At 64.5% G+C, this 11709-nt stretch carries 12 protein-coding genes, 1 tRNA gene and 1 pseudogene; all 14 read left to right on the forward strand.

The features are described from left to right. Positions 1 to 162 precede the first annotated feature (162 nt). Positions 163 to 1287, forward strand: coding sequence for an 8-amino-7-oxononanoate synthase (locus BMX92_RS18095; protein ID WP_093019057.1), 1125 nt, complete (start codon positions 163 to 165; stop codon positions 1285 to 1287). Then, positions 1284 to 1916 carry a dethiobiotin synthase gene (gene bioD / locus BMX92_RS18100; RefSeq protein ID WP_093019059.1) on the forward strand — a complete coding sequence of 211 codons (633 nt, stop codon included), beginning with the start codon at positions 1284 to 1286 and terminating at the stop codon, positions 1914 to 1916. Before BMX92_RS18095 ends, bioD begins: the two co-directional genes overlap by 4 nt. A 103-nt stretch (positions 1917 to 2019) precedes the next feature. After that, complete coding sequence (locus BMX92_RS18105; RefSeq protein ID WP_093019061.1) at positions 2020 to 4059, forward strand: M13 family metallopeptidase; 2040 nt, start codon at positions 2020 to 2022, stop codon at positions 4057 to 4059. A 225-nt stretch (positions 4060 to 4284) separates the two neighbouring features. Further along, a complete protein-coding gene (locus tag BMX92_RS18110; RefSeq protein WP_093019063.1) occupies positions 4285 to 4692 on the forward strand; it encodes a DUF4168 domain-containing protein in 408 nt (135 codons plus the stop codon). A 150-nt stretch (positions 4693 to 4842) separates the two neighbouring features. Beyond that, complete coding sequence (locus BMX92_RS18115) at positions 4843 to 6654, forward strand: cation:proton antiporter (RefSeq protein ID WP_093019065.1); 1812 nt, start codon at positions 4843 to 4845, stop codon at positions 6652 to 6654. Continuing rightward, complete coding sequence (locus tag BMX92_RS18120; RefSeq protein ID WP_093019067.1) at positions 6651 to 7250, forward strand: OmpA family protein; 600 nt, start codon at positions 6651 to 6653, stop codon at positions 7248 to 7250. The genes BMX92_RS18115 and BMX92_RS18120 overlap by 4 nt, the downstream gene beginning before the upstream one ends. Before the next feature lie 157 nt (positions 7251 to 7407). After that, positions 7408 to 8697 (forward strand): adenosylmethionine--8-amino-7-oxononanoate transaminase, encoded by a 1290-nt coding sequence (locus BMX92_RS18125; RefSeq protein WP_093019069.1) that lies wholly within the window; start codon positions 7408 to 7410, stop codon positions 8695 to 8697. Between the two features lie 57 nt (positions 8698 to 8754). Continuing rightward, positions 8755 to 8973 (forward strand): translation initiation factor IF-1, encoded by a 219-nt coding sequence (gene infA, locus BMX92_RS18130; RefSeq protein WP_003049127.1) that lies wholly within the window; start codon positions 8755 to 8757, stop codon positions 8971 to 8973. 12 nt (positions 8974 to 8985) lie between these two features. After that, positions 8986 to 9558, forward strand: a complete 573-nt coding sequence (locus tag BMX92_RS18135) for a Maf family protein (RefSeq protein ID WP_093019071.1) — start codon at positions 8986 to 8988, stop codon at positions 9556 to 9558. 8 nt (positions 9559 to 9566) lie between these two features. Then, the gene (locus BMX92_RS18140; RefSeq protein ID WP_093019073.1) at positions 9567 to 10556 is read left to right on the forward strand and encodes a ribonuclease; all 990 of its coding nucleotides are present in this window, start codon (positions 9567 to 9569) and stop codon (positions 10554 to 10556) included. Next, entirely contained in the window at positions 10546 to 10752 is a 207-nt protein-coding gene (locus BMX92_RS18145) for a DNA gyrase inhibitor YacG (protein ID WP_093019075.1), read from the forward strand. The genes BMX92_RS18140 and BMX92_RS18145 overlap by 11 nt, the downstream gene beginning before the upstream one ends. A 50-nt stretch (positions 10753 to 10802) precedes the next feature. Continuing rightward, positions 10803 to 10878, forward strand: a tRNA-Phe gene (locus BMX92_RS18150). A gap of 174 nt (positions 10879 to 11052) precedes the next feature. Continuing rightward, positions 11053 to 11205 (forward strand): annotated as a pseudogene (locus tag BMX92_RS18155) (Arm DNA-binding domain-containing protein); the annotation flags it as partial. A gap of 91 nt (positions 11206 to 11296) precedes the next feature. After that, a partial coding sequence (locus BMX92_RS18160) for a helix-turn-helix domain-containing protein (protein WP_143066820.1) occupies positions 11297 to 11709 on the forward strand: 413 nt, incomplete at its 3' end.

An 11709-nucleotide genomic window follows, 5' to 3' on the forward strand; every position in this document is an offset into this window, starting at 1 on the left:
ATCATGGACCACGCTCTTTCCCCTGTGAACCGCCCATTCTCGGCCCTTTCCGCTGCGCAACAGAATTTCCAACATCGGCACAAAAATGACAATATCTGCGGGAAATATGCGAAGTTAAGCGCACGCTTGCCGCTCCCTCCGGCCGGGCTTATAGCGCCCTCCATGACCGCCGAACCCTTCCGTTCCCAGCTAGCCGCGCTGGAGCAGCGCGGGCGGCTGCGTCGCCTGTCCCCCCGTGCCGGACGCGACTTCGCCTCTAATGACTATCTCGCCCTCGCCGGTGATCCGATGATCGCGCAGGCCGTGGCCGATGCCGTTGCGCGCGGCGTGCCGCTGGGGTCGGGCGGATCGCGCCTGCTGCGCGGCAATGCGCCCGAACATGAAGGGCTGGAGGCGAAAGCCGCCGATTTCTTCCGCACGCAGGCGGCCCTGTTCGTCGCCAACGGCTATGTCGGCAATCTCGCGCTTTTCTCCACCCTGCCGCAGCGCGGCGACCTGATCGTTGCGGACGAACTGATCCATGCCAGCGCCCATGATGGCATGCGCATGAGCAAGGCTGCCGCCGTCTTCGCCCGCCATAATGACGTGCAGAGCTTCGCCGACCTGATCGCCGCCTTCCGCGCCGAAGGGGGGAAGGGCCGCATCTGGATCGCGGTGGAAACCCTCTATTCGATGGATGGCGACATGGCGCCGCTCGCCGATCTCGCAAAACTTGCTGCGCAGCATGACGCGATGCTGCTGCTGGACGAAGCCCATGGCACCGGCGTCTTCGGCCCCGGCGGGCGCGGCCTGTCGGCGGGCCTCGACGGCCTGCACAATGTCATCACCCTGCACACCTGCGGCAAGGCGATGGGGGCGGAGGGCGCGCTGATCTGCGGCCCGCGCATCCATGTCGACTATCTGGTCAATCGCGCCCGCGCCTTCATCTTCTCCACCGCGCCCTCGCCGCTGATGGCGGTCGCCGTCTCCGCCGCGCTCGACCGGATCGAGCGGGCCGACGATCTGCGCGAACGCTTGAAGACGCTGCGACAGGACGCAGCGGAGGAAATCTGCGCCCCACTCGGCCTGCCTTCCCCGCGCAGCCAGATATTGCCGGTCATCCTGGGCGACGATCCCCGCGCCATGGCCGCCGCCGCCGCCTTGCAGGAGGCCGGCTTCGACGTGCGCGGCATCCGCCCGCCGACCGTCCCGCCGGGCACCAGCCGCTTGCGGATCTCGCTGACGCTCAACGCCAGCCGGTCAGACGTCGCCGCGCTCGGCCGCGAATTGCAGCGGGTGATGCGATGACCGTCCTGATCGTCACCGGCACCGACACCGATATCGGCAAGACGGTCTTCGCCGCCGGCCTCGCCGGGGCGCTGGGCGCCTCCTACTGGAAGCCGGTACAGGCCGGGATCGATCCGTCGGGCGACAAGGAGAGGGTGGCTGCCCTCTCCGGCCTGCCGCCCGAAAAGATCCTGCCCGAAGCCTATCGCCTGAACACCCCGGCCTCTCCCCACCTTGCCGCGCGCATCGACGGTGTGAAGATCGACCTTGCCCGGCTGGCTCTGCCACAGGTCGAAGGACCGCTGGTGGTGGAGGGGGCAGGCGGCGTCCTGGTCCCCATCACCGAAACGCTGACCATGGCGGACCTGTTCGCTTATTGGGGCCAACCTGTCATCCTGTGTGCGCGCACCGGCCTTGGCACCATCAACCACAGCCTGCTGAGCATCGAGGCGTTGCGCGCGCGCAAGGTGCCGATCGCGGGCATCGCTTTCATCGGCGAAGCGCATGAGGAAAATCAGCGCATCATCCCGCAAATCGCCGGCCTGCCTTCGCTCGGCCGCCTGCCGCATCTCGATCCGCTCGATGCCGACAGCCTGAAACAGGCTTTTGCGGCGCATATCCGCCTTTCCGAAACTTTCAACCGCGGATAATTTTCGACCAACGACATGGACAAGCCTGTTGGACGGGCGTTCAAGTCCGGCTCATGCCGGGCGCACTAAGCGGCCCGATCTGTCACAAGCAAGGGATGCTTTGATGAACAAACTCCTCCTGGGCGCCGCCGCCAGCGCGCTCGCCCTGGCCGCCACCGTCGCCCATGCCGATCAGGCCGCCGCGCCGACGGCAGCCCCCGCCGCCAAGCCCACCTATGGCAGCTACGGCTTCGACGCCACGGGCATGGACAAGTCGGTCAAGCCTGGCGACGATTTCTATGATTACGCCAATGGCACCTGGGCGAAGAACACGCCGATCCCGGCCGACAAGTCCAACTATGGCGCGTTCAACACGTTGGACGATCTGTCGCGCGAACGCACGAAGGGCATTCTCGAAGCGGCGCAGAGCGATCCCAACAGCAAGATCGGCAATGCCTATGCCAGCTATATGGACGCCGCCACGGTCGAGGCGAAGGGCATGGCCCCGATCCTGCCCTGGTTGACCGAGGTCAAGGGCGTCACCGATCTCGCCTCCTACGCCAAGGTCGCGGCCAAGGCTGCTCGCGCCGGCGTGCCCGGCCCGTTCCGTTTCTATGTGGGGCAGGATGACAAGGAACCCGAAACCTACATCCTCTCGATGATGCAGGGGGGGCTGGGCCTGCCCGACCGCGACTATTATCTGGAAGCGGGCGACAAGATGGCCGCGATCCGCACCGCCTATGTCGCGCATCTGGAAAAGATGCTGACGCTGGTCGGCGAGAAGGATGCCAAGGCCCGCGCCGCCGCGCTGATGGCGTTCGAAACGGAGATCGCCAAGGTCCACTGGACCCAGGTCGACAGCCGCGACGCCGACAAGACCTATAACAAAATGACGCTGGCCCAGCTTCAGCAGGCCGCGCCCGGCTTCGACTTCGCGGCTTTCTACGCCGCCAATAATCTCAAGCCCACCGAACTGCTGGTCGCCCAGCCCAGCGCGATCACCGGCGAAGCGGCGCTGATCGCGAAAACCCCGGTCGGGGTGCTCAAGGACGCGCTGCTGCTCTCCAGCCTGCACGCCTATGCCGACTATCTGCCCGACAGCGTCGCCAGCGCCGACTTCGCCTTCTACGGCACCACGCTGTCGGGTACGCCCGAGCGCGAGGAACGGTGGAAGCGCGGCGCGACCTTCCTCAAGGAATCGCTCGGCGAAGAAGTCGGCAAGGCCTATGTCGCGCAATATTTCCCGCCCGAAACCAAGGCGGCGATGGACGTGCTGGTCAAGAATGTGCTCGCCGCCATGGGCCGTCGCATCGACGCCCTGCCATGGATGAGCGACACGGCCAAGGCCCGCGCCCACAAGAAGCTGGCCGCCTTCACCCCCAAGATCGGCTATCCCGACAAGTGGCGAGACTATGCCGGGCTGGACGTGAAGCGCGACGACCTGCTGGGCAATGCGCAGCGCTCCAACGCCTTCGAGTTCGACTATAATATCGGCAAGCTCGGCAAGCCCATCTATCGCTGGGAATGGGGCATGACGCCGATGGAAATCAACGCCTATGCCAATTTCGGCATGGTGGAGATCGTCTTCCCCGCCGCGATCCTGCAACCGCCCTTCTTCGATCCGCATGCCGATCCGGCGGTCAATTATGGCGGCATCGGCGCGGTGATCGGCCATGAACTCAGCCATCATTTCGACGATCAGGGCGCGAAATATGACGAGACGGGCAAGCTCAACCAGTGGTGGACCGATCAGGACGTCGCCAATTTCAAGGCGCTGACGCAGAAGCTGGGCGCGCAGTACGACGCCTATGAGCCCTTCCCCGGCGCGCATGTGAAGGGCGCCTTCACCATGGGCGAGAATATCGGCGACCTTGGCGGTCTGGCTGTCGCGCTCGACGCCTATCATGCCTCGCTCGGCGGCAAGAAGGCGCCGGTGATCGACGGGCTTACCGGCGACCAGCGCTTCTTCCTGGGCTGGGCGCAGGTATGGCGCCGCAATTATCGCGAAGCCAATCTGCGCCAGCGCCTCGTCACTGATCCGCACGCTCCGTCGCAATATCGCACCGACATCGTGCGCAATTTCGACAGCTGGTATGATGCGTTCAAGCCCGCACCCGGCGGCAAAATCTACCTCGCGCCCAAGGATCGCGTGAAGATCTGGTAACAGAAACAGGCCGGGCCGGGTCGCAAACGAATCCGGTCCGGCGCATTTTGCTGCGGCGCAATATTGTTGCTGCGGCGAACGGACCGCTTTGCGGGACGGGCTGCTGGAACCGTTCCGGCCGCCTTTTGAATCCCACGACTCGCCGTTCCCCCCCTTTTCCCGCTGGAACGTTTTCAACAGCTTGACCGTCTGATTGTCATCATATTGGTCAAGAGGAGAAGAACGTTGACGGGTCTCAACAGCAACAAATTCCTGAAAGCGGGCATCGCTTCCATCGCGCTGTTCGCTGCTTATCCCGCGCTTGCACAGGACGCTGCTGCCCCTGCGGCACCGGCCGCGCCCGCAGCGCCGGCCGCCGGCGCCAGCAACTTCAGCGATGCCGACATCAAGCAGTTCGCTGCGGCTGCCGTGGAAGTGACAAAGATTCAGCAGGATGCGTCCATTGCTGACGCGGAGAAGCAGCCCAAGATGGTTGCCGCGCTTCAGGCATCGGGCATTCCGCCTGAAAAGTTCAATCAGATCGGTCAGGCCGCTGCCGCCGATCCGGCCCTCCAGCAGCGCATCCAGGCCGCCGCGCCGCCGGCGCCCGCAACACCGGCCGCGCCCGCTGCCCCGGGCCAGCCGCCGCAATAAGACGCGACAGAAGGGGTGGTCACCGATCACCCCTTTTTTGTTGCCCATGGACGATAGTCCACCGGGCACGCATCATCCCCCTGATGGTTCCCGGCAAAAGCAAAAATATCGGGGGTTCCCGACAGCGTACCGGCTGACTATCCCGGCCTGATGCAGGAACAGGCACTTTCCATTGCGCTGATCGGCATATTGGGGATTGGCGCACAATGGATCGCCTGGCGGACCGGATGGCCCGCCATTGCCCTGATGCTGGCAGCGGGGGTCCTTGGCGGCCCCGTCCTTCACCTTATCAATCCCGAACATGTGTTCGGCGACCTGCTGGAGCCGATGGTGTCGGTCGCGGTCGCGCTGATCCTGTTCGAAGGCGGCCTCAGCCTCAATTTCCGCGAATTGCGCAAGACCGACGGCGCGGTGACGCGCCTCGTTTTGCTGGGTTCGCCCATAGGCTGGGTGCTGGGATCGCTCGCCTGCTATTATGTGGCCGGTCTCGTTTGGCCGGTCGCCATCCTGTTCGCGGGCATATTGGTCGTCACCGGGCCGACCGTGGTGCTGCCGCTGCTGCGCCAGTCCAATGTCGCTGCCCGCCCGCGCGCGATCCTGAAATGGGAAGCGATCGTCAACGATCCGACCGGCGCGCTGCTGGGCGTCGTCACCTATGAATATCTGCGCCGGTCGGGGGAGGGGAGCAGCCTTGCCGCCGTCATCGTCTCGCTGATCGCCGCCGCGATCGTCGCCGGGCTGATCGGCTGGATCGCCGCGCGCGCCATCGGCTGGCTCTTTCCGCGCGGCCATGTGCCCGAATATCTGAAGGCTCCGGTCCTGCTGGTCGCGGTGATCAGCGTCTTCGTCCTGTCCAACGTCATCCAACAGGAAACCGGGCTGCTGGCGGTCACGGTGATGGGCGTGGCGCTGGCCAATATGCGCCTCGATTCCCTGCGCGACATTCAGCCGTTTAAGGAAAATGTCACCGTCCTGCTTATCTCCGGCGTGTTCGTCATCCTCTCTGCCTCGCTGGACCTCAGCGTGCTGCGTCAGTTCGAATGGCGCTTCCTCGCCTTCCTCTTCGCCTTGCTCTTCCTGGTGCGGCCGATCACCGTGCTCCTGAGCCTCGCCTTCTCGCCCGTGCCCTGGAACGAACGACTGCTGGTCGCCTGGATCGCGCCGCGCGGTATCGTCGCGGTCGCCATTTCCGGCCTGTTCGCGCTGCGGCTCGATCGCCTCGGCTATGGCGACGGCTCGATCCTCGTTACCTTGTCCTTCGCCGTGGTGGTGGCGACAATCCTGTTCCACGGCTTTTCGATCAAGCCGGTCGCGCGCCTGCTCAAAGTTACCGGCGCGCAGGAAAAGGGCCTGCTGCTCGTCGGCGCCACCCCCTTCAGCCTCGGCCTTGCGTCACAGCTTCGCGCGCTGGACGTCCCGGTGATGATCGCCGACAATAGCTGGCAGCGGCTCGCGCCCGCTCGGCATCAGGGCATTCCCACCTATCATGGCGAGATATTGTCCGAAGCGACCGAGGAAAAGCTCGACCTCGCTCAATTTCAGGTGATGGCCGCCACCACCGATAACGAAGCCTATAATGCGCTGGTCTGCAACGAGTTCGCGCCGGAAATCGGCCGCGACAACGTGCATCAGCTCGGCGACGCCAGCGATGATGAAGATCCGCGTGCCCTGCCTGAATCCCTGCGTGGCCGCGCGCTCTTCTCCTCCGGTCATGGCGTGGAGGACATCATGCAGCGCGAAGAGCAGGGCTGGACTTTCCGCAAGACGCGGATCAGCGAGCAGTTCGATTATGAGGCCGCCCGCGCCTCCCTGCCCGAAGGCGGCGACATGCTTCTGCTGCTCCGCAAAAACGGCGCGCTGCGTTTCTTCACCCATGCGTCGCGCCCGACGCCCCAGACCGGCGACACGATCCTGTCCTATGTGCCGCCCACTCACAAACGGCCGAAAGGAGAGGAAGAATGACAAGAGCAACCCCGGCCCTGCTGCTGCTTGGCGCTCTGGCCGCCTGTCAGCCGCCGGCGGAAAAGGAGGGCGCCAATGTCGCGGACAATGGCGCCAATGCGATGGGGGCCAACGCAGCCGATAACGCAGCCGAACCGCAACGCTCCATCCTGCGCCCCGAAGTGATCGATCAGGTCGAGGAACCGAGGGCCGAGCCGGCTGATGCGGTGATCGGCTTCGGCGCGTCGCCGATGGCGCTGGATGACACGGCGAAGGCCGCGATCGACGCTGTGCTGGCCAGTCCGGCCGCCAGGGAAGGGGGCGCCATCACTTTGCGCGGTCATAGCGATTCCCGCGGCAATGACGGCGACAACAAGGTCGCCTCCCGCATCCGCGCCGAAAAGGTGCGCGACTATCTGGTCGAAAAGGGCGTGCCGAAGGATCGCATCACGCTGGTCGCACTCGGCGAAGCCCGCCCCGTCGCCCCCAATGCGAAGGAGGATGGCAGCGACGATCCCGAAGGCCGGGCCAGGAACCGCCGGGTCGACCTGCATGTCGCGCTGCCCGTCATCATGGTGCCGCCGCCGGTCCAGTCTAATCCTGCGGAGAAGCCATAGCCTTCGCGGTTTTGCTGGCCTAGGTCGACCTGACTTCATATTGGATCGTCATTGCGAGCGTAGCGAAGCAATCCAATGGAGCGCCTATGGATTGCTTCGCTACGCTCGCAATGACGGGGCGGGTCAAGCCAGCCTCATCTCACTCTAAAGGCGCAGCATGACCTCAACTGTCTGGCACCCCTTCACCCAGCATGGCCTGAACGAGCCGATCCCTCACGTCGCCCGCGCGGAGGGTGCTGTGCTGCACCTCGCCGATGGCACGACGCTGATCGATGGCATTTCCAGCTGGTGGGTGACGACCCATGGCCATTGCGAACCGCGCATCGCCGCCGCCATCGCGCATCAGGCAACACAACTCGACCAGTTGATCTTCGCCGCCTACACCCATGAACCGGCCGAAGTGGTGGCGCGCGGCCTGATCGATCTTGCCCCCCGCTTCGATAGCCAGCCAAGCCTCGCCCATGTCTTCTATTCCGACAGCGGATCGACCGCAGTGGAAGTCGCGCTGAAGATGGCGCTGGGCTATTGGCACAATCTGTCGCTCGATGGGCTGGCGGAGGCGCGCAGCCGCATCCTCGTGCTGGAGCACAGCTATCATGGCGACACGATCGGCGCGATGTCGATCGGCGAGCGCGGCGTCTATAATGCCGCCTGGACGCCTTTGCTGTTCGATGTCGGCACCATCCCCTTTCCCGCGCCCGGCGCAGAACAGGCTTGTCTCGACGCGCTGGAGGCCGCCTGCGCGCAAAAGCCTGCCGCTTTCATTGTCGAACCATTGATCCTGGGGGCAGGAGGGATGCTGCTCTATCCCGCCGCTATCCTACGCGAAATGGCCGCCATCTGCCGCAAACATGGCGTCCTCTTCATCGCCGACGAAGTGATGACCGGCTGGGGCCGCACCGGCACGCTTTTCGCCTGCGAACAGGCGGGCGTGGTGCCGGATATCATGGCCGTGGCGAAGGGGATCACCGGCGGCGCGATTCCGCTCGCCGCCACGCTCGCCACCGCGCCGATCTTCGACGCGCATGTTTCCACTGATCGCGCGCGCCTTTTCTACCATTCGTCCAGCTACACCGCCAACGCCATCGCCTGCGCCGCCGCCGCCGCCAATCTCGCCATCTGGCGCGAAGAGGATGTGCTGGGCCGCATCGCCACGCTGGCCGGCGGCATCGCGACTCGCCTGGCAAAACTGGCCGCGCATCCCGCCTTCGCCAACTCGCGCCAGTTGGGCACGGTCGCCGCGATCGACCTGATGGCGCCGGACGCCGGCTATCTCTCCGACCTTGCGCCGCGTCTGCGCGCCTTCTTCCTGGAACGCGGCCTCTTGCTAAGGCCGCTTGGCAACACCATTTATCTGATGCCGCCCTATTGTCTCGACGCCGATCAGCTCGATTCCGTCTTTGCGGCCCTCCATGCGGCAGGCGATATGTTCGGCGCGCATCCCTGACTTTCATTTTGTTGATTTTGGCGCTATGGCGGCGCGATTTTTCGAATTCGGGATATTATGGCTAAAGAAGAACTGCTTGAAATGCGCGGACAGGTTGTGGAGCTTCTCCCCAACGCCATGTTCCGCGTGCGGCTGGAAAATGATCACGAAATTCTCGGCCACACGGCCGGCAAGATGCGCAAGAACCGCATCCGCGTGCTCGTGGGCGACGAAGTTCTCGTCGAACTCACCCCTTACGACCTGACCAAGGGTCGGATCACCTACCGCTTCAAATAAGCCGCAACAGTGATGCGGCTCATTCTTGCTTCGGCTTCCCCCAGACGGCGTGACCTTCTGGGCCAGATCGGTGTCGTCCCCGATGCGGTCGATCCTGCGGACATTGACGAAACCCCGTTAAAGGCCGAACGGCCTGCCGCCTATGCGGCGCGGGTGGCGGCGGACAAGGGCGCGCTGGTGGCCGCACGCCATCCGGGCGCTTTGATCCTGTCGGGCGATACGGTGGTCGCCGTCGGGCGACGCATATTGCCCAAGGCGGAGAGCGAGGCGGAGGCGCGCGCCTGCCTCACCCTGCTGTCGGGTCGGCGGCATCGCGTGTTCAGTGCGATCACCCTGATCGACGCAGAAGGTCGGGCGCGCCATCGTCTTTCCGACAATAGCGTCATCTTCAAACGGCTGGAGCAGGCGGAGATCGACGCCTATATTGCCAGCGACGAATGGCGCGGCAAGGCGGGCGGCTATGCCATTCAGGGCCGCGCCGCCGGCCTTATTCGCACGATACAGGGCAGCCACAGCGCGATCATGGGCCTGCCGCTTTACGAAACCCGCACGCTGCTGAAGGCGGCGGGCTACCCGATCGATTAGGAACGCACATGGCCGAATGGCTCTATGAAGAAGGTATTGGCGAGGCGCGCGCCGCGCTGATCGAGAAGGGCAAGCTGGTCGAAGCCCTGATCGAACGCGATGGCGACGCCGTTCGTACCGGCGCGGTGGCGCAGGGGCGTCTGGTCGCCACCATCATCCCCAAGAAGCGCGGCATCGTACGCCTGACCTCGGGTGAGGAAGTGCTGCTGGAGCCGATCCCGCCCCGGCTGGCCGAAGGGGCCAATGTGCTGGTCGAGATCATCCGCGAAGCGATTGCCGAGGAAGGCCGTCCCAAGCGCGCCAAGGGCCGCATGCCCCAGCCCGGATCGAAGCCCCATGCCGGTCCCAGCCTGCTCCAGCGCATCCGCGCCACCGGCACGCCCGTCATTCCTTGCCCCGCGCATGAGGAAGACCGGCTGGAAGCCCATGGCTGGAGCGAATTGATGGAAGAGGCGATCAGTGGCGAGGTCGGCGCCGAAGACGCCGCGCTGCGCCTGTACCTGACGCCTGCCATGCTGCTGATCGACGTAGACGGATCTCTGCCGCCCGCGCAGCTTGGCCCCAAGGGCGCGAAGCTGGCGGCGCAGGCTGTCCGCCGCATGGGCATGAGCGGCTCGATCGGCATCGATCTGCCGACCATGAACAACAAGGACGAGCGGATGGTCGCCGCCGCGCAGATCGACAAATATCTGCCGCTCCCCTTCGAGCGCACTGCGGTCAACGGCTTCGGCTTCCTCCAGATCATCCGTCGCCGCGAACGCGCCAACCTGATGGAGCTTCTGCGTGAAGATCCGGTGCTGACCGCCACGATGGCGCTGCTGCGCCGTGCCGAACGCCATGGCCAGGGCGGCGCGGCCACCGTCACCGCCGCGCCCGCGATCATCGACCTGCTGCATAAGCGGGCCGACTGGATCGAATTGCTGGCCAAGCGTCGCGGTGGCGCGGTCACTCTGAAGGCGGATGCAGCGCTGTCGCTGGCGGGCGGCCATGTCGCCTAAAGCCGCGCCCAAGTCGGGCGGCTGCCCGGTGTGCGACCAGCCGGCGGAAGCCACGACACGCCCCTTTTGCAGCCCCGCCTGCCGCGATCGCGACCTGCTGCAATGGTTGGGCGAAGGCTATCGCGTGCCCGGTTCGCCGGCCGAAGAAACCGCGCAAAAAAATGGCAATTATGGGCTGGACAGCGAACTGGATTGACGCCTATAGGCACGCCTCCATCCGGCGGAGACCTCCGCTAGGAACCCGATGCCCGGGTAGCTCAGTTGGTAGAGCATGCGATTGAAAATCGCAGTGTCGGCGGTTCGAATCCGTCCCCGGGCACCACATATCCCTTCGCCAACATTCGCTGACGGGTTTACAAAGCTAAGAAATCAGCCATATTCAGCCTCGGTTCCTTCGCTGGCTTTCGCCGTCCTTCACTGACAGCCGGAGATTTTGGGGGCCAGATTGGGGCCCATTTTCTGCGTGGCCCCAGGCGACATAGAAATGGCCCCCACGATGGCGTTGACCGACACAGCGATCAAAAATGCCAAGCCCAAGGATAAGCCCTATAAAATGGGCGATGCCGGTGGGCTTTTTTTGTTGGTCCAGCCGAGTGGCGGAAAGCTGTGGCGGCTCAAGTACCGGGTCGATGGGAAGGAAAAGAAGCTAGAGCATAATCCGATCTGACGGAATCGCAGGGATTCCCTTGAGCCAGGAAATCTGATTCAACATAGCAGCTGGACGAGGAGGCCGGCCTGGCATGACAAAGTCGATCTCGGAGGATTTACGTTTTCGGGTGATCGCGGCGGTTGATGGCGGGCTATCCCGGCGCGCGGCAGCCGAGCGTTTCGGCGTTGCGGCAGCAAGCGCCGTCCGCTGGGTTCGCGAATGGCGGGAGACCGGCTTGACGCGGGCAAAACCTCAGGGCGGCGACATGCGGTCGCGCAGGATCGAAGCCTATCGCGATGTCATTCTTGGCGCGGTTGAGGAGCAGGTGGACATCACGTTGGTCGAACTGGCCGAGATGCTTCGATCAGAGCATGGCGCGGTCTTCGCGCCGAGCACCATCTGGCGTTTTCTCGACCGTCATTCCATGACCGTCAAAAAAAACGGCACACGCCAGCGAGCAGGAACGGCCCGACGTTCTCGCGCGGCGACGCGCATGGTTCAAGG

Source organism: Sphingobium sp. YR768, assembly GCF_900111125.1.
Taxonomy (GTDB): Bacteria; Pseudomonadota; Alphaproteobacteria; order Sphingomonadales; family Sphingomonadaceae; genus Sphingobium.

What these genes read in the sequence shown, in the direction of transcription:
- BMX92_RS18145 (WP_093019075.1), top strand. Translation starts at nt 10,546, where the DNA reads ATGTCGCCTAAAGCCGCGCCCAAGTCGGGCGGCTGCCCGGTGTGCGAC.
- BMX92_RS18115 (WP_093019065.1), top strand. Translation starts at nt 4,843, where the DNA reads ATGCAGGAACAGGCACTTTCCATTGCGCTGATCGGCATATTGGGGATT.
- BMX92_RS18120 (WP_093019067.1), top strand. Translation starts at nt 6,651, where the DNA reads ATGACAAGAGCAACCCCGGCCCTGCTGCTGCTTGGCGCTCTGGCCGCC.
- BMX92_RS18105 (WP_093019061.1), top strand. Translation starts at nt 2,020, where the DNA reads ATGAACAAACTCCTCCTGGGCGCCGCCGCCAGCGCGCTCGCCCTGGCC.
- BMX92_RS18125 (WP_093019069.1), top strand. Translation starts at nt 7,408, where the DNA reads ATGACCTCAACTGTCTGGCACCCCTTCACCCAGCATGGCCTGAACGAG.
- bioD (WP_093019059.1), top strand. Translation starts at nt 1,284, where the DNA reads ATGACCGTCCTGATCGTCACCGGCACCGACACCGATATCGGCAAGACG.
- BMX92_RS18095 (WP_093019057.1), top strand. Translation starts at nt 163, where the DNA reads ATGACCGCCGAACCCTTCCGTTCCCAGCTAGCCGCGCTGGAGCAGCGC.
- BMX92_RS18140 (WP_093019073.1), top strand. Translation starts at nt 9,567, where the DNA reads ATGGCCGAATGGCTCTATGAAGAAGGTATTGGCGAGGCGCGCGCCGCG.
- BMX92_RS18135 (WP_093019071.1), top strand. Translation starts at nt 8,986, where the DNA reads ATGCGGCTCATTCTTGCTTCGGCTTCCCCCAGACGGCGTGACCTTCTG.
- infA (WP_003049127.1), top strand. Translation starts at nt 8,755, where the DNA reads ATGGCTAAAGAAGAACTGCTTGAAATGCGCGGACAGGTTGTGGAGCTT.